The 16587-nt window shown below is 72.2% G+C and carries 16 protein-coding genes; 15 read left to right on the forward strand and 1 reads right to left on the reverse strand.

What is annotated here, in order from left to right; genetic code table 11:
• Nucleotides 1–134 precede the first annotated feature (134 nt).
• Genes MJ604_RS03935 through MJ604_RS03955 form a run of 5 tightly spaced genes read left to right on the forward strand, consistent with a single transcriptional unit; the run spans nt 135 to nt 3480 of the window.
• Complete coding sequence (locus tag MJ604_RS03935; RefSeq protein ID WP_243056988.1) at nt 135–650, forward strand: hypothetical protein; 516 nt, start codon at nt 135–137, stop codon at nt 648–650.
• A gap of 13 nt (nt 651–663) precedes the next feature.
• The gene (locus MJ604_RS03940) at nt 664–1224 is read left to right on the forward strand and encodes a hypothetical protein (RefSeq protein WP_243056989.1); all 561 of its coding nucleotides are present in this window, start codon (nt 664–666) and stop codon (nt 1222–1224) included.
• 41 nt (nt 1225–1265) lie between these two features.
• Nucleotides 1266–1835, forward strand: coding sequence for a signal peptidase I (locus MJ604_RS03945; RefSeq protein WP_243056990.1), 570 nt, complete (start codon nt 1266–1268; stop codon nt 1833–1835).
• Nucleotides 1832–2902 (forward strand): cellulose binding domain-containing protein, encoded by a 1071-nt coding sequence (locus tag MJ604_RS03950; RefSeq protein WP_243056991.1) that lies wholly within the window; start codon nt 1832–1834, stop codon nt 2900–2902. Before MJ604_RS03945 ends, MJ604_RS03950 begins: the two co-directional genes overlap by 4 nt.
• Nucleotides 2899–3480: a hypothetical protein gene (locus tag MJ604_RS03955; RefSeq protein WP_243056992.1), complete on the forward strand. Its 582-nt coding sequence runs from the start codon at nt 2899–2901 to the stop codon at nt 3478–3480. Before MJ604_RS03950 ends, MJ604_RS03955 begins: the two co-directional genes overlap by 4 nt.
• Here the strand turns inward: MJ604_RS03955 and MJ604_RS03960 are convergent.
• Nucleotides 3440–4675 carry a CynX/NimT family MFS transporter gene (locus tag MJ604_RS03960; RefSeq protein WP_374458331.1) on the reverse strand — a complete coding sequence of 412 codons (1236 nt, stop codon included), beginning with the start codon at nt 4673–4675 and terminating at the stop codon, nt 3440–3442. The genes MJ604_RS03955 and MJ604_RS03960 overlap by 41 nt on opposite strands.
• A gap of 43 nt (nt 4676–4718) precedes the next feature.
• Between MJ604_RS03960 and MJ604_RS03965 the strand changes: the two genes are divergently transcribed.
• The 10 genes from MJ604_RS03965 (at nt 4719) to MJ604_RS04010 (ending at nt 16500) form a co-directional block, all read left to right on the forward strand.
• On the forward strand, nt 4719–5900 hold the full coding sequence (locus tag MJ604_RS03965) for a winged helix DNA-binding domain-containing protein (protein ID WP_243056994.1): 1182 nt from the start codon (nt 4719–4721) through the stop codon (nt 5898–5900).
• Between the two features lie 25 nt (nt 5901–5925).
• The gene (locus tag MJ604_RS03970; RefSeq protein WP_243056995.1) at nt 5926–6645 is read left to right on the forward strand and encodes a TIGR03936 family radical SAM-associated protein; all 720 of its coding nucleotides are present in this window, start codon (nt 5926–5928) and stop codon (nt 6643–6645) included.
• Between the two features lie 304 nt (nt 6646–6949).
• Nucleotides 6950–9931: an Rne/Rng family ribonuclease gene (locus MJ604_RS03975; RefSeq protein WP_243056996.1), complete on the forward strand. Its 2982-nt coding sequence runs from the start codon at nt 6950–6952 to the stop codon at nt 9929–9931.
• Between the two features lie 186 nt (nt 9932–10117).
• The gene (gene rplU / locus MJ604_RS03980) at nt 10118–10426 is read left to right on the forward strand and encodes a 50S ribosomal protein L21 (protein ID WP_243056997.1); all 309 of its coding nucleotides are present in this window, start codon (nt 10118–10120) and stop codon (nt 10424–10426) included.
• 41 nt (nt 10427–10467) lie between these two features.
• Nucleotides 10468–10722, forward strand: coding sequence for a 50S ribosomal protein L27 (rpmA, locus tag MJ604_RS03985; protein ID WP_243056998.1), 255 nt, complete (start codon nt 10468–10470; stop codon nt 10720–10722).
• An 81-nt stretch (nt 10723–10803) separates the two neighbouring features.
• The gene (obgE, locus tag MJ604_RS03990; protein ID WP_243056999.1) at nt 10804–12339 is read left to right on the forward strand and encodes a GTPase ObgE; all 1536 of its coding nucleotides are present in this window, start codon (nt 10804–10806) and stop codon (nt 12337–12339) included.
• Between the two features lie 73 nt (nt 12340–12412).
• Complete coding sequence (gene proB / locus MJ604_RS03995) at nt 12413–13495, forward strand: glutamate 5-kinase (protein WP_243057000.1); 1083 nt, start codon at nt 12413–12415, stop codon at nt 13493–13495.
• A gap of 300 nt (nt 13496–13795) precedes the next feature.
• Nucleotides 13796–14833 carry an isopenicillin N synthase family oxygenase gene (locus MJ604_RS04000; protein ID WP_243057001.1) on the forward strand — a complete coding sequence of 346 codons (1038 nt, stop codon included), beginning with the start codon at nt 13796–13798 and terminating at the stop codon, nt 14831–14833.
• Nucleotides 14834–14843: 10 nt separating this feature from the next.
• Complete coding sequence (locus MJ604_RS04005; RefSeq protein WP_243057002.1) at nt 14844–15815, forward strand: endonuclease/exonuclease/phosphatase family protein; 972 nt, start codon at nt 14844–14846, stop codon at nt 15813–15815.
• A gap of 106 nt (nt 15816–15921) precedes the next feature.
• Nucleotides 15922–16500, forward strand: coding sequence for a DUF6801 domain-containing protein (locus MJ604_RS04010; RefSeq protein WP_243057003.1), 579 nt, complete (start codon nt 15922–15924; stop codon nt 16498–16500).
• Nucleotides 16501–16587 lie beyond the last annotated feature (87 nt).

A 16587-nucleotide genomic window follows, 5' to 3' on the forward strand; every position in this document is an offset into this window, starting at 1 on the left:
GAGACGTGCCGGGGGGCACCCGATCTACGGTCGGCAGGGAGTCGACGATCGAGGGAGAGCCCGCCATGTCCACCACGCCCACCCCACAGGGACCGGCTACTCAGGAACCGACCACCCAGGAGCGACTCGCCTGGATGGGCCGGAACTCGAAGAAGCTCATCCTCGCGTTGGTGGCGATCGTGATCGCGGCGATCGTCGTGACGTTCTCCTTCAGCCTCTTCACCAGCTCGTCGGCCAACCCCGGCAACATGGTGGGCACCGGCAGCATGGAGATCGACAACTCCCAGGAGGGCATGGCGATCCTGACGGTCGACAACCTGCTCCCGGGGGAGACGACCACCGGGACCGTGGAGGTCACCAACGTCGGCGACGCCGAGGGCGACTTCGAGCTGACCTCGTCGAACCTCGTCGACACGCCCGCCACGCCGGCGCTCTCGAGCGTGCTCGGCCTGGTCGTCACCGACGGTACGACCGAGGTCTACAACGGCCCTCTCGCGTCGGCCGGGACGATCGACCTGGGCACCTGGCAGCCGGACGAGTCGCACACCTTCACGTTCACGGTGACCTTCGACGAGGCGGCCGGCAACGAGTACCAGGACTCGCAGACGACCGTCGACTTCACCTGGGACGCCACGCAGAGCACCTCCTGAGGGCCGGGTGTCCGTGGCGGATCGGGACCCGGTCTCGGGTGGTCACAGCGGTCTCCTGCTGCGCGACCGCAAGCTGATCGCGATCCTGATCGCCGGCGGGGTGATGGCGTTCGTCGTCACCGCCGTGATCGGGTTCTCCGGCGCGGTCTTCAGCTCGACGTCGAGCTCGCCGGGGAACGAGTACGCCGCGGCCGGCATGGGGCTCACGCTGGCCCGGACCGGGCAGCTCGTCGACGGATCCGGCATGGCGCCCGGTGACAGCAGGAGCGGGACCCAGACCGTCACGAACGAGGGTCACCGCGGCCGGCTGACCCTCGACGCGCGTGGCGTCGACGGGCAGTCGCCCCTGGCGAAGGTGCTCGCCGTCGTGGTCCAGCAGACCGACCCCGCCCAGGCGCAGCCGGCGTACGACGGCCCCCTCACCGGCCTCTCCAGCGTGCTGCTGGGCACGCTCGCCCCGGGGGAGAGCCGCAGCTATCGGGTCACACTGACCTGGCCCGCCGGGACCGGCGCGGGTGCGGCCGGGACCACCACCAGCCTCACCTTCGACTGGCAGATCGAGTCGGTGTCGTGAAGGGGCGGGCCACCACCATGCGACGCCGGATCATCTCGGGCGTGACGACGGCAGCCATGATCCTGGCGTTCGCGCTCGCGACGGTCATGGTGCTCCCGACCCTGCTCGGCTACGAGCGCTACGTCATCGTCAGCGGCTCGATGGAGCCGACCCTGCCGGTCGGCTCGGTGGTGTACGACGAGGTCGTGCCGGTCGACGAGCTCGAGGTCGGCGACATCATCACGTTCGTCCCACCGCCGGAGTACGGGATCACCGACCCGGTGACGCACCGGATCATGCGGATCGTCCTCGCCGAGGAGGGCACCGACGCTCCCGGGGAGCGGATCTTCCGTACCCAGGGCGACAACAACGCCGACATGGACCCCTGGCTGATGGTGCTCGACGGCCCGGACCAGGGCCGGGTCGTCCACCACATCCCCTACGTCGGCTACGTCTACATGGCGCTCCAGGTGGGCTGGGTCCAGTTCCTGGTGATCGGCGTCCCCGCCGTCGCCCTCATCGTCTACATCGTCGTCGCCCTGTGGCGGCTCTCCGGCGACGCCGTCCGCGAGGAGCAGCAGCGCGAGACCGCCGAGGCCGAGCAGGAGACCGAGCAGGAGGCCGCGCCGTGAGGCGGCTGCTGGTCGTCGCGATCGTGCTCGCGGCGGTGCTCGCCGGCTTCGGGACCGGGGTGGCGATCGCCGCGTTCACGGCGCGCGAGTCGAATCCCCAGACGATCACCGCCGCAGACCCGGCGCCCCCCGCCACGCTCGTCGCCCAGTCCCGGTCCAACGACGCGGGTGCGACCAGCAGCCAGATCCAGCTCGGCCTGCGGCTCGTGAACCGCGGCGCGACGCCCGCGAGCCTCGGCACGGTGACGATGCGCTACTGGTTCACCGCGGACGGCGCCGACCGGTTGGTGGGCGCCTGCTACTACTCCGTCTACGGCTGCGGGCAGGTCGGACTCTCCATCACCGACCTGCGCGCGGCCCGCGAGGGAGCCGATCACTACCTCCAGGTGTCGTTCTCCGCCGCGACGCTCGCGCCGGGGCAGTCGGCGAGCCTGGACCAGCTCGCCGTCCGTGACGACGGCGGGACCCAGATGACCCAGGCCGATGACTGGAGCTTCGCCGACCGATCGGCGTTCGCCGACAACGCGCGGGTCACGGTCTACGTCGGCGGCCAGCTGGTGTGGGGGACCGAGCCGGGGGCCGTGCCCGTGGACGAGAGCTTCGAGGTCCGATACCTGAATCGCGCCGCCAGCCCCCTCGACAACGCGATCCTGCCCTCGATCAAGCTCGCAGGCTCCAGTGGCGGCGGAGCCGAGGAGACCGGGAACGTCGAGATCGACCTGCGCCGGGTCACGGTCCGGTACTGGTTCACCAAGGACTCCACCACGCAGTCGCTGATCGGGTTCTGCGACTACGCCCAGGTCGGCTGCGACAAGGTCGCGCTCGGCTTCGTGCCGGTCTCGCCGGCGAAGCCGAAGGCCGACACCTACCTCGAGATCACGTTCACCGGGGGGGTCATTCCCGCTGAGGGCACGACCGGGCCGTTCGAGCTCCGGGTCCACAAGGCGGACTACTCCAACTTCGACGAGACCAACGACTACAGCTGGGGGACCAACACCACGTTCGAGCCCAACCCGAGGATCACCGCCTACCTCGACGGGAAGCTGGTCTGGGGGACGCCGCCATGACCGAGGTGCGTGACCGGCCGTCCGTGACCGAGCGGCTGCACTGGCTGCGGCGGCACATGACGGTCTGGCTGCTGGCCCTCGTGCTGCTGGTGGTGGCCGTTGCGGTGGGCGTGAGCTACACCCTCGGCGTGTTCAGCGCGAGCTCGGCGAACCTTCGGAACGTGGTGGCGACCGGGAGCATGACCCAGGTCAACAGCGCGGACAACGCCGCGTTCATGAGCGGGCACGACCTGGTGCCCGGCGACCACGTCGACGGCGCGGTGACCGTCCGCAACGAGGGAGATGCCAGGGGCAGCTTCCGGCTGGTGGCCGGGGACGTCGAGGACGAGCCAGGCCCCGGGGGCGGGCAGCTGTCGACGCGGTTGACGCTCCGGGTCGTGGAGGCGGGCAGCGGCACGGAGGTGTACACCGGTCGTATCGGGGACCTCGACGCCGACCTGGGCACCTGGGCGCCCGGGGAGGAGCGTGGCTACGAGTTCGAGGTGACCTTCCCGCCGGGAACGGCGGCTGCCGACAACGCCTACCAGCTCTCGTCGTTCACGGTGACGTACGTGTGGGATGCGGTCCAGGCTCGGTGACCGGCGCGAGCTGGTCCTCGACGTACCGCGGCCTCGCGACGTACGCCGCCAGCCAGAACAGCGGCAGCGCGAGCGCGAGCAGCAGCCACAGCGGCGCCGTCCAGCCGTCGGTCCACCCGTGCAGCAGGCCGACCGCGAACGGGCCGCCCGCCGCGATCAGGTAGCCGGTCGACTGGGTGAAGGCTGACAGCGCGGCGGTGCCCTCGGCGGTGTGCGCGCGCAGGCCGACCAGCGTGAGGATCAGCGGGAACGTCACGGTGCCGACGCCGACGATCAGCGCCCACAGCGGCGCGAGGGAGTACGGCGCCACCATCAGCCCGATGTAGCCGACCGGGTACGCCGCGATCACGGGGAACAGCACGCGGCGGGAGTCGGGCGTGCGGGCCAGCACGTTCGGCAGCCACAGCGACAGCGGGATGCTGGTGCCGGCCACCAGCCCGGCCAGCACCCCGGCGGTCGTCGCCGAGTAGCCGCTGTCGCGCCACAGCTGGGCGAACCAGCCGAAGATCGCGTAGGCCTGCAGCGACTGGAGGCCGAAGAACAGCGCCATCACCTGGCCGAGCCGCGTGCGCGCCACGTCGCGGTACGTCACGGTGGACGGGGTGCGCTCGAGGTTCCGGTCGTGCCGGGCCAGCCCGATCCACGGCAGCGCGGCGACGGCGGCCATCACCGCCCAGGCGCCGAGTCCCCAGCGCCAGCCGCCGAGCGCGTCGGCGATCGGCACGGTGAGCACCAGCGCCGCGGTCAGGCCGGTGGAGAGCGCGGTCGTGTAGATCGCGGTGACCAGGCCGATGCGGTCCGGGAAGTGCAGCTTCACCAGCGAGGGGAGCAGCACGTTGGCCATCGCCATCCCGGCCAGCGCGACCAGCGACAGCAGGAGGAACAGCGTCTCGCTGCCGGTCACCGACCGGCCGAACAGCCCGACGGTGGCCGCGAACAGCGCGACCAGCGTGACCCGGTGGATGCCGAAGCGCGCGGCCGCCGCGGGCGCGGCGGCACCGAACGCTGCGAACCCGAGGACGGGCAGCGAGGTCAGCAGGCCCGCCGTCGCCGGCGCCATGTGGAACGCCGTGCGCACCTCGGCGAGCACCGGGCCGATGCTGACGGCCGCCGGGCGCAGGTTGAGCGACAGCACCACGAGGCCGAACAGGACGAGGGCGGTCGCGCGGCGTGCTGAGGTGCTCACTCGGCCCATCGTCTCAGCCGTCGTGTCGGCGGTCTCCGGCAGGATGGTCCACATGCATCGGGTCACAGATGTCGAGAGACGACAGCGTCTGGCGCGACGGCACGCACTCGCTCCCGGGCACCGCGCCGCCGACCCGGTGGCGGCCACCCGCGCGATGACGGTGCTGCACGCGACCGAGGCGCCGAGCGTCTATCTCTCGCTGTGGGCCCGGGTCGACGGGCTCACGGTCGACGACGTCGACCGGGCGCTGTACGACGACCGCAGCCTGGTCAAGCAGCTCGCGATGCGCCGCACCCTGTTCGTGTTCCCGCGCGACCTGCTCCCGGCGGCCTGGGGAAGTGCCTCGGCCCGGGTCGCGACCGCGCTCCGCACCCGCTTCGCCAAGGAGATCGAGCAGGCCGGTCTCACCTCCGACGGCGCCGCCTGGCTGGTGGCGGCCGAGGAGGCCGCGCTCGCCCGGCTCGCGGACGGCTCGGAGCTGTCCGCGCAGCGGCTGCGCGAGGAGGTCCCCGAGCTCGGCGGCCGCCTCGACGTCGGCAAGGGCAAGTACGCCACCACGGTCTCCGTCGCGCCGCGGGTGCTGACCCAGCTCGGCGTGGAGGCGCGGATCGTGCGCGCCAGCAACGCCGGCCACTGGCGCACCGCGCGCCCCCAGTGGACGGCCATGGGCACCTGGCTCGGCGGCGACGTGCCCGAGCCCGCGAAGGAGCGCGAGGGGTACGCCGAGCTCGTCCGCCGCTGGCTGCGGACCTTCGGCCCGGGGACCGAGGCCGACGTGGTCTGGTGGCTGGGCTCGACCAAGACCGCCGTACGCGCCGCCCTCGCCGACGTCGGCGCGGTCGAGGTGGGGCTGGACGGGGGAGCGACGGGCTTCGTGCTCCCCGACGACCTCGAGCCGGAGCCCGACGTCGAGCCCTGGTCGGCGCTGCTGCCGGTGCTCGACCCGACCGTGATGGGCTGGAAGGAGCGCGGCTTCTACCTCGGCGAGCACGGCCCGATGCTGTTCGACACCAACGGCAACTCCGGCACCACCGCCTGGTGGGACGGCCGGATCGTCGGCTGCTGGGTGCAGGACCCGGACGGCGTGGTCGTGCTCCACCTGCTCGAGGACGTCGGCTCGGAGGCGCGCGCCGCGCTGGAGGACGACGCGACCCGGCTCACCACCTGGCTGGACGGCCACCGGGTGAGCACGGTCTATCCCTCGATTGCGATGAAGCAGGCGGTCTCTACCTGAGTTCCTTGGCCGGTAGCCTTGACCGGTGCGTGAGCAGCCCGAGCAGCAAGCCCCTCCCGTCCAGCGGCTGCGGATCCGCTACGCCAAGCGTGGCCGGCTCCGCTTCACCAGCCACCGGGACTTCAGCCGGGCGTTCGAGCGGGCCGTGTTCCGCGCCCGGGTGCCGATGGCGTACTCCTCCGGCTTCCACCCCCACCCGCGCATCTCGTACGCCGGCGCCGCGCCGACCGGGTCGGCCAGCGAGGCGGAGTACCTCGAGATCGCCCTCGCCGAGGTGCAGGACCCCGAGGCCATCCACGCGCTCCTCGACGACGCGCTGCCCGAGGGGCTGGACGTGCTGGAGGTCGTCGAGTCGCCGGGCGGGTCGCTCTCCGACCTGCTCGAGGCGAGCCACTGGCTGGCCGACGTCGAGGCGGACCCCGAGGCGACCCAGGCGGCGGTCACCGCGTTCCTGGGGACCGAGACGGTCCTGGTCGAGCGGATGACCAAGAAGGGGCTGCGGGAGTTCGACTGCCGCGCCGCGGTCGTCTCGCTGAGCGCCGCGCCCCGCGAGGGCGGTGGCGCCCGGCTCGACCTGGTGCTGCGACACGCCGTACCCGCCGTCCGGTTCGACGACGTGCTGACCGGGTTGGCCACGGTGGCGGGGCTGGAGATCTCCGGCGCGCCACTGCTGACCCGGCTCGCGCAGGGCCCGCTCGACGGGGCGGGCGCCACGGTCGGCGACCCGCTGCGTCCGCGCGGTTGACGCCGACCGGCCAGTCGTGTGCGATACTCGCCGTGGTCGACCCGGACACCCGGTCCGGAACGACCCGACGACGTTCTCGCCGGTCCCCCTGTGGCCCGGCACGCTGAAGGCACGAACGTCCGCCAGACCGCGACGCGGCCCACCAGGCCTAGCGACCGCGGCAGGCGGGTGGGGTTGACGCCAGTGACGCACCGCGGAGGGTGTCGCCGCCACACGAAGGCTTTGCGTCACCGGCTCTGAGTTCACGGGCCGAGGGCGTCGGACCACCCGAGCGCTACGCGCTTCGGGTCAAGGAGCGCAGCACATGCCCGACGAGATCCAGGTCGGCGAGACCGCCGCGGCCCCCGAAGAGGGGACGAAGCCCGCGAAGAAGGTCGCCGCCAAGAAGACCGCCAAGAAGGCACCGGCCAAGAAGGCCGCTGCGAAGAAGACCGCGGCCAAGAAGGTCGCGGAGCCCGACCAGCCGACGCTGGAGGGCACCGAGCCGCCGGCGAAGAAGGCCCCGGCCAAGAAGGCCGCGGCGAAGAAGACCACCGCCAAGAGGGCGGCCGCGAAGAAGACCGCCGAGCCCGCTGTCGAGCCGGCCGTCGAGCCCGCCGTCGAGCCCGTGGCCGAGACGACCGACGAGGCGCCGTCCGCCACCGCGGTGCTGTTCCAGGCGCCGCCGGCCCCGACCGTCACCCGCCGGACCCGCAAGTCCGCAGCGGCCGAGCCCGCGGCCGAGGAGGCCCCGGAGGAGGAGACTCCTGCCGAGGAGCCGGCGAAGAAGCCCGCCAAGAAGGCGGCCGCCAAGAAGTCCACCGCGAAGAAGACCGCGGCCAAGAAGGCCGCCGCGCCCGTCGAGGAGCCGGCGGAGGAGCCGACCGAGGAAGAGATCGCGGCCGACCTGGCCGAGGACGCCGAGGACGCTGAGGGCACCGAGGACACCGAGGGCACCGAGCAGGGCGAGGGCACCGGCGAGGGCCCGGCCCGCCGCCGCCGTCGCCGCGGCGGCCGCCGCCGGCGCAAGCCCGGCGACAGCTCCGAGGGCGACAGCTCCGAGGGCGACTCCGACGACTCCACCGACCAGGCCGACGAGCCCGCGACGGGTGGCGAGGACAGCGCGGAGGAGGGCGGCGAGACCTCGTCGCGCCGCCGCCGGCGCCGCCGGCGTAGCGGCGAGGACGGCGGCGAGGGCTCCGACGACCCGCAGAACACCGTCACCCGCGTCCGCAGCCGCCGCTCGGCCGAGGACGAGATCACCGCGGTCTCCGGCTCCACCCGCCTCGAGGCCAAGAAGCAGCGCCGCCGCGAGGGGCGCGAGGCCGGCCGCCGCCGCGCCCCGATCGTGAGCGAGGCCGAGTTCCTGGCCCGCCGCGAGGCGGTGGACCGCGTGATGGTGATCCGCCAGCGTGAGGACCTCACCCAGATCGGCGTGCTCGAGGACAAGGTCCTCGTCGAGCACTACGTCGCCCGCGAGTCGCAGACCTCGCTGATCGGCAACGTCTACCTCGGCCGGGTGCAGAACGTGCTGCCCTCGATGGAGGCGGCGTTCATCGACATCGGCAAGGGCCGCAACGCGGTCCTGTACGCCGGCGAGGTCAACTGGTCGCAGCTCGGTCACAAGGACGGCCAGCCCCGCAAGATCGAGTCGGTGCTGTCCTCAGGGCAGTCGGTGCTCGTGCAGGTCACCAAGGACCCGATCGGGCACAAGGGCGCCCGTCTCACCAGCCAGGTCAGCCTGGCCGGCCGGTTCCTCGTCTACGTCCCCGACGGCACCACCAGCGGCATCTCCCGCAAGCTGCCCGACACCGAGCGCAGCCGCCTGAAGGCGCTGCTCAAGGAGATCGTCCCGGACACCGCGGGTGTGATCGTGCGGACCGCGGCCGAGGGCGCCAGCGAGGATGAGCTGACCCGCGACGTCGAGCGGCTCAAGGCCCGCTGGGAGGACATCGAGGGCAAGGCCAAGGGCAACGCACCGCAGCTGCTGTACGGCGAGCCGGACCTGACCCTCAAGGTCGTCCGCGACCTGTTCACCGAAGACTTCTCCAAGCTCGTCATCCAGGGTGACGACGCCTGGGAGACCGTCCAGAGCTACGTCCAGCACGTCGCCCCGGACCTCGCCGACCGCCTCGAGCGGTACGAGCCCGGCGCGAACGGCCAGGGCGGCAAGGCCGACGTGTTCGCGGAGTACCGGATCGAGGAGCAGATCGCCAAGGGCCTGGACCGCAAGGTCTGGCTGCCCTCGGGTGGCTCGCTGATCATCGACCGCACCGAGGCGATGACGGTCGTCGACGTGAACACCGGCAAGTTCACCGGCTCCGGGGGCAACCTCGAGGAGACCGTCACCAAGAACAACCTCGAGGCGGCCGAGGAGATGGTGCGCCAGCTCCGGCTGCGCGACATCGGCGGCATCATCGTCATCGACTTCATCGACATGGTGCTGGAGTCGAACCGCGACCTCGTCCTGCGCCGGCTGGTCGAGTGCCTCGGTCGCGACCGCACCCGCCACCAGGTCGCCGAGGTCACCTCGCTCGGCCTGGTCCAGATGACCCGCAAGCGGATCGGCACCGGCCTGGTCGAGTCGTTCAGCGAGAACTGCGAGCACTGCCAGGGTCGCGGCGTCGTGATCCAGGACACCCCGGTCGAGCCGAAGAAGGCCGACGACGACCGCGGTCGCGGTGGTCGCCGCAGCCGGGGCCGTGGTCGTGGCGACCAGCAGGAGAGCCAGAAGGACTCCGGCGGCAAGGACTCGGGCAAGGACTCCGGCAGCAAGGACTCCGGCAAGGCCCCGTCGCCGAAGGACGTCGCCGCGATGCCGCGCCACGAGGTGGAGCCCGGGGCCGAGCCCGTCGTGGAGGCGCCGGTCGAGGCCGCTGAGCCCGTCGAGGCTGAGCCCGTCGTGGGGGAGCCCGTCGTGGGGGAGCCCGTCGTGGGTGAGCCCGTCGCGTCCGTGGAGGAGCAGGCTCCGGTTGCGCCGAAGGTCGTGACCCGCAGCCGCAGCCGCCGCAGCGCGAACCGCCCCGCGGCCGCGCCCGAGACGGCCGCCGAGCCCGAGCCGGTCGTCGTACCGGAGCCGGAGCAGGCCGCCGAGCCCGAGCAGGCCGCCGAGCCGGCTGCCCCCGAGCCGCCCAAGGTCGTCACCCGTACGCGTGGTCGCAGCGCCACCCGTCCGGCCGGCCCGCCGGCCGAGGCGCCCGCCGAGGGCGCCGAGGGCGCCGAGAGCGCCGAGAGCGCCGCGGAGGAGTCCGACGCGCACCCGGTCGAGCACGTCCCGATCAAGAAGAAGGGCTCCCGCAAGCGCTGAGGTGCTGCGGGTGGCCTCTGTGCTGCGCGAGCAAGCTCGCGCAGGGCGGGCGGTGATTTTGCCGTGGGGACACAAGGTCCGTAGTATTGACCCTCGGTGCGTTCCGGCGTGCCACTTCTGCGCGGCGCCCGAATCGGCTGCGCCCCAGACCAAGACACAACATCAGTACCGACGAAGGAGACCGCGGTGTACGCGATCGTGCGCGCTGGCGCGAAGCAGCAGAAGGTTGCCGTGGGCGACGTCATCGAGATCGACAAGATCGGCACGGCTGCTGGCGACTCGGTGCAGCTCCCGGTGGTTCTCGTCGTCGACGGTGAGAAGGTCACGTCCGACGCCAAGACGCTCGACAAGGCGTCCGTGACCGTCGAGATCCTCGGTGCCACCAAGGGCCCGAAGATCATCATCCAGAAGTACAAGAACAAGACCGGCTACAAGAAGCGCCAGGGTCACCGCCAGAAGTACACCCAGGTCAAGGTCACCGCGATCAACGCGTGATCGACTGATCACGACAACGACTCCCTCGAAGGACTGAAGAGATGGCTCACAAGAAGGGCGCGGCGTCCACCAAGAACGGCCGCGACTCCAACTCCCAGCGCCTCGGCGTCAAGCGCTACGGCGGCCAGGTCGTCAACGCCGGCGAGATCATCGTCCGTCAGCGCGGCACCCACTTCCACCCGGGCGCCGGTGTCGGCCGCGGCGGTGACGACACCCTGTTCGCGCTCGTCGGCGGTGCCGTCGAGTTCGGCACCCGTCGTGGTCGTCGGGTCGTCAACATCGTCCCGGGCGAGTGACCTGACGCTCGCACCCACGCTTCACCTCGAAGAGCGTCCCGATTCCGGGGCGCTCTTCGGCATTTCGAGAGAGTAGGCACCATGGCTGTTCCCACCTTCGTCGACCGGGTGTCGCTGCATGTCAGCGCCGGCCGCGGCGGGCACGGCGTGGCCTCGGTCCACCGTGAGAAGTTCAAGCCGCTCGGCGGCCCCGACGGCGGCAACGGCGGTCCGGGCGGCTCGGTGATCCTCCGGGTCGACCCGGACGTCACCACGCTGCTGGCGTACCACCACAGCCCCAAGCGCAGCGCCGAGAACGGCGGCCACGGCGCGGGCGACCACAAGAACGGCGGCCACGGCTCCGACCTGGTGCTTCCCGTCCCCGACGGCACCCTGGTGACCGACCCGAAGGGCAACGTCCTCGCCGACCTGGTCGGCCCCGGAACCGAGCTGGTTGTCGCCCAGGGCGGGCGCGGCGGCCTCGGCAACGCCGCGCTGGCCTCGGCCAAGCGCAAGGCCCCCGGCTTCGCGCTGCTCGGCGAGCCCGGCGACGAGCTCGAGATCGTGCTCGAGATGAAGGTCGTGGCCGACATCGGCCTGGTCGGCTTCCCGAGCGCGGGCAAGTCCAGCCTGATCGCCGCGATCTCGCGGGCCCGGCCCAAGATCGCCGACTACCCGTTCACGACCCTGGTCCCGAACCTCGGCGTCGTGACCGCGGGCGACACGACGTTCACCGTCGCCGACGTGCCCGGCCTGATCGAGGGCGCCAGCGACGGCCGCGGCCTCGGCCACGACTTCCTGCGCCACATCGAGCGCTGCGCCGCCCTGGTGCACGTCATCGACAGCGCCAGCATCGAGCCGGGCCGCAACCCGGTCGACGACCTCGACGTGATCGAGAACGAGCTCTCCCGGTACGGCGGCCTCGAGGATCGTCCCCGCTTGGTGGCGCTCAACAAGGTCGACGTACCGGACGGGCGCGACATCGCCGGGTTCGTCGTCGACGAGCTGCGCGAGCGCGGCCTGGACGTCTTCGAGATCTCCGCGGCCTCCGGCGAGGGCACCCGCGAGCTGACGTTCGCGATGGCGAAGATCGTCGATGCGGCGCGGGCCGCCAAGCCGGTCGTCGAGGCCACCCGGATCGTGCTGCGCCCGCCGTCGGCCGACGGCAAGGACGAGTTCTCCGTCACCCAGACCCAGGACGGCTGGGTGGTGCGCGGGGAGAAGCCCGAGCGCTGGATCCGGCAGACCGACTTCAGCAACGACGAGGCCGTCGGCTTCCTCGCCGACCGGCTCAACCGGCTCGGCGTCGAGGACCGGCTGGTCAAGCTCGGTGCCGAGGAGGGCGACGCCGTCCTCATCGGCCACCCCGACAACGCCGTGGTGTTCGACTTCAAGCCCAGCATCGACGCGGGTGCCGAGATCCTCAGCCGTCGCGGCGAGGACCAGCGCTTCGACGACTCCCGCCCGGCCGCCCGCCGCCGCCGGGCGATCGACGAGGCGATGCCGGAGCGCGAGGAGAACGAGACCCGCGCCGACGTCGCCCGCAGGCTGGACAAGCCGGAGACCTACGGTCCGATGTCGTACAAGATCGGCACGGCCGAAGACCCCGACTGGGAAGAACAAGACCCCGACGCATGATCACCCCACGAAATCGCGGTCTTCCCCCGCTGCGCTCCTCCAGCCCGCGGTTCCGCGGGGACCCCGAAAACGCATGAACGCACGCACCGAGGTGACCGCCGCGAAGCGGGTCGTCGTCAAGGTCGGGTCCTCGTCCCTGACCACCGCCGCGGGCGGCATCGACCCGGCTCGGGTGCGTGACCTGGTCGACGTGCTGGCCAAGCTCCGCGCCGACGGCACGGAGGTCGTGCTGGTCTCCTCGGGTGCGATCGCCGCGGGGCTCGCCCCGCTCGGGCTGAAGAGGCGGCCGAAGGCGCTGGCGGCCCAGCAGGCGGCCGCCTCGGTCGGTCAGGGTCTGCTGGTGCACCGCTACACCGAGGAGCTGGCCCGTCACGGCGTCATCGCCGGGCAGGTGCTGCTCACGGTCGACGACGTCACCCGGCGCTCGACCTACCGCAACGCCTACCAGACGTTCGCGAAGCTGCTCGAGCTCGGCGTGCTCCCGATCGTCAACGAGAACGACACGGTCGCGACCAGCGAGATCCGGTTCGGCGACAACGACCGGCTCGCCGCGCTCGTCGCGCACCTCGTGCACGCGGACCTGCTGGTGCTGCTGTCCGACGTCGACGGGCTGTACGACGCCAACCCGGCCGATCCGGCGAGCACGATGCTCAGCGACGTGGAGTCGGTGGACGACCTCGCCGATGTCCGGATCGGCAAGGCCGGTGCGGCTGGTGTCGGCACCGGCGGCATGCAGACCAAGGTCGACGCCGCGCGGATCGCGACCGGCGCCGGCATCCCGGTCGTGCTCACCTCGGCCGAGCTGGCCCCCTCGGCGCTGGCGGGGGAGCGGGTCGGCACGCTCTTCCACGCGACCGGCCGGCGCCGCCCCACGCGGTTGCTCTGGCTGGCGCACGCGACCGAGCCCAAGGGGGCGGTGGTGCTCGACGCCGGCGCCGTGCGGGCGGTGGTGGAGCGACGCGCGTCGCTGCTCGCGGCCGGCGTCACCGGCGTCACCGGCACGTTCGTGGCCGGCGACCCGGTCGACCTGGTCGCGCCCGACGGCACCCCGGTCGCGCGCGGCCTGGTGACGTTCGACGCCGACGAGCTGCCGGAGCTGCTCGGCCGCTCCAACGAGCGCGAGGTCGTCCACCGCGACGACATGGTCCTGCTCTAACCCAGCGTCTGCGCCAGGAACGTCTCCGATCGCGGTGCGCACCTGGTCCTGGTCGGGACCGTCGAGCAGGTCGATGCCGTGGGTGCCGCCGGGCAGCATGACGATGGTCTCCGGGCCGGGGTGCAGCGCCCGCAGCCTCCTCGCGTCCGCGCTGTCGAAGAAGTGGTCCTCCTCGCTGCTGATCTCGAGCAGCGGGCCCTCCCACCGGGCGATGCCGGGCCGGAAGTCGTGGCCGGGCAGGCGCAGGCCGCGAGCCAGATCGAACGGGTCACGGGCGACACGGTAGCTACCCTGAGTCGCATGTTCCGGGTCCCGGGGATCGACATCACGGCGTACGTCGACGACGGCAGCGCCGAGCAGCGGGCCGCGGTCGCGCGCGACGTCGACGCGGCCTGCCGCGAGATCGGGTTCATGCAGGTCCTCGGCCACGGCGTACCGGCCGAGGTGATCGAGGGGCTCGGCGACGCGATGGACGGGTTCTTCGCGCTCGGGGCCGACACCAAGCGCGGCTACGTGCGGCCGGCGTGCGAGAACCGCGGCTACACGCCGCCCCGGACCGAGTCGCTGAGCCTCAGTCTCGGGGTCGAGCCGGCGAACCGGATGAACGACTTCTTCGAGGCCTACAACGTCGGCCGGGCCGCGAGCGAGTACCCCGGCCAGGAGCTGCCGCCGCAGCACTTCGCCGAGAACACCTGGCCGGACGTGCCCGGGTTCGAGCGGCAGGTGACGTCGTACTTCGCCGAGGCCGGCCGGGTGGCGCGCACGATGACCCGGATCCTCGGGGACGCGCTGGGGCTGCCGGAGAGCTTCTTCCCGGGGCTGACCGCGCCGTCGATCGAGGTGCTCCGGATGAACAACTACGCCCTCGAGCCGGGCACCGGCGTCGACCTCGACGGGGAGCTCGTGGGGATGAGCGAGCACACCGACTTCGGGATCGTGACGATCCTGTGGGCCGACCCGGTCCGCGGCCTGCAGGTCCTCGACCGCGACGGCGCCTGGCACGACGTCAGCCCCGACCCGGGCGCACTCCTGGTGAACCTCGGCGACCTCACCGCGCGGCTCACCAACGAGCGCTGGCAGTCCACGCTGCACCGGGTGAAGCCGCCGATCGTCGACGGGACCATCGAGCGCCGGCGCTCCGCGGCGTACTTCCACGACGGCAACCCGGGCGCGGTCGTCGCGCCGCTCGACGGCTGCGTGGACGCAGCGCACCCGCCGCTCTACGACCCGGTCACGGTCGACGAGCACATCAGCGGCAAGCTGGCCGGCTCGCGGGCCGGGCGCCGCAACGACGCGGCGGTGCGGGAGAGCGCCCGCCTGCTGCAGTCCCACCGGTAGGTTCTGCCGGGTGCGAGCGCGGCAGCTGGTCTTCTGGGGGATCGTCGCGCTCCTGCTGCTCCCCGCCGCTGCGCTCACGTTCTCCCGGGTCGTGGAGCCCGACAGCGGGTTCTGGGTCCAGCTCGAGGCGTTCACGCCCTTCGGTCTCGTCCTGTACGCCGCCGCCGCGCTCCTGCTCGGGTGCCGGCTGCTCGTCGGACGGCGGGTCCGTTCGGTGGTCACCGTCGTCGCGGTGGCAGCGGTGCTGGGGCTCGCGCTGCACGCGTGGTGGTTCGCGCCGCGGGTGACCGGGGCGAACCCGCCGGCCGCGGCCGGCGCCGAGCCGCTCGTGGTGATGACCGCGAACATCTCGTCGGGGGAGGCCGACGGCATCGACCTGGTGCAACGGGCCACCGAGGAGGAGGTCGACCTGCTGGCGGTGCAGGAGATCACCGCCGCCGACCTCGCGGACATGGACCGCGCCGGACTGGCCGAGCTGCTGCCGTACCGCGTCGGCGGGCCGGGGACCCACGGCGACGGCACCATGGTGTTCGCGAGGACCGAGCTCGCCGGCGCCGAGCCGCTCGCCACCACCAACGACGGGTGGGTGGTCACGATGGGCGACCTGACCGTGATGGCGGTGCACCCGTGGGCGCCGACCGAGCCCGAGCTGTGGACAGCGGAGCACGCGATCCTCGAGGAGGCGGTGGCCGAGCACGACCCGGACCTGCTCGTCGGCGACTTCAACGCGACCCTCGACCACGCGCCGATGCGCGCGCTGAGCGACGCCGGCTACCGCGACGTGGGGGAGCTGGCGAACCAGGGGTGGCTGCCGACCTGGCCCGCGAGCGGCACGGTCGACGTGCTCGGCGTGGGGCTGCCGGCGCTGGTGCAGATCGACCACGTGCTGGTCGGCCCGGGGCTCGCCGCGCTCGGGATGCACACGGTGGAGCTGCCCGGCAGCGACCACCGGGCGGTCGTGGCGGAGGTCGCCCGCAAGTAGCGGGACACGAACGCGCCGGACCGGTTTACCGACGGCGGCGGCTGGTTATGTTCAGTGAACAGCCGTAGCCCGGGAGGGGCCGCGGCATCTCGGGAGGAGTACACACATGCCAGCACGCACCATCGCCGCCATCGCGGCGACCGCCGCCATGGCCACGAGCACCGTTCTCGTCGCCGGAGCGCCGGCCCAGGCGAAGCCGGTCTCGGTGAAGACCAGCTACGCCTGCGCCACCGTCCTCGGTGACCAGGCCATGGACGTCACGATCAAGCTGGACCTGCCCACCAAGGTGAAGAAGGGCACCAAGGTCAAGGACCGGCCGGTCAACATGGTCGTCGTGGTCCCGGAGGGGCTGGTCGGCTCGATGCGCGACCTTCTCGGCATCTCGGCCCTCTCCGGCTCGGCGAGTGACATCAAGTACACCGTCGGCAAGACCAAGGTCCCGCTCGCGAACGTGAAGATCCCGCGGACCGACGTGCCGGAGAGCGGCGCGATGACGCTCAAGGCTAAGGGGACCGCCAAGGGCTTCACGCTGAAGAAGCCGGGCAAGTACGTCGTGAAGGCCCCGCAGGCGTTCACGTTCAACGCCAACGACCAGAACGGCAACCCGGTGCCCAGCTCCCCGTTCGGGTGCGCCCTCGCTGACGGCGCCCCGTCGACGCTCGGGACCATCACGGCCACCAAGTAGTCACCAGGTAGTCACCAGGTAGTCACCACGTGCGGCCCGGTGCTCCGGCACCGGGCCGTTCGCATGCCCGCCCGGCGGTACGCCGTA

Origin of the sequence: Nocardioides sp. SR21, from assembly GCF_022761125.1 — a bacterium.
Lineage (GTDB): Bacteria > Actinomycetota > Actinomycetes > Propionibacteriales > Nocardioidaceae > Nocardioides.

Excerpts from the sequence above, each read along its gene's own strand:
- rpmA (WP_243056998.1), top strand. The coding sequence starts at position 10,468 with ATGGCTCACAAGAAGGGCGCGGCGTCCACCAAGAACGGCCGCGACTCC.
- MJ604_RS03955 (WP_243056992.1), top strand. The coding sequence starts at position 2,899 with ATGACCGAGGTGCGTGACCGGCCGTCCGTGACCGAGCGGCTGCACTGG.
- MJ604_RS03965 (WP_243056994.1), top strand. The coding sequence starts at position 4,719 with ATGCATCGGGTCACAGATGTCGAGAGACGACAGCGTCTGGCGCGACGG.
- MJ604_RS03960 (WP_374458331.1), bottom strand. The coding sequence starts at position 4,675 with ATGGGCCGAGTGAGCACCTCAGCACGCCGCGCGACCGCCCTCGTCCTG.
- MJ604_RS03975 (WP_243056996.1), top strand. The coding sequence starts at position 6,950 with ATGCCCGACGAGATCCAGGTCGGCGAGACCGCCGCGGCCCCCGAAGAG.
- MJ604_RS03935 (WP_243056988.1), top strand. The coding sequence starts at position 135 with ATGGGCCGGAACTCGAAGAAGCTCATCCTCGCGTTGGTGGCGATCGTG.
- MJ604_RS04000 (WP_243057001.1), top strand. The coding sequence starts at position 13,796 with ATGTTCCGGGTCCCGGGGATCGACATCACGGCGTACGTCGACGACGGC.
- proB (WP_243057000.1), top strand. The coding sequence starts at position 12,413 with ATGAACGCACGCACCGAGGTGACCGCCGCGAAGCGGGTCGTCGTCAAG.
- MJ604_RS04010 (WP_243057003.1), top strand. The coding sequence starts at position 15,922 with ATGCCAGCACGCACCATCGCCGCCATCGCGGCGACCGCCGCCATGGCC.
- obgE (WP_243056999.1), top strand. The coding sequence starts at position 10,804 with ATGGCTGTTCCCACCTTCGTCGACCGGGTGTCGCTGCATGTCAGCGCC.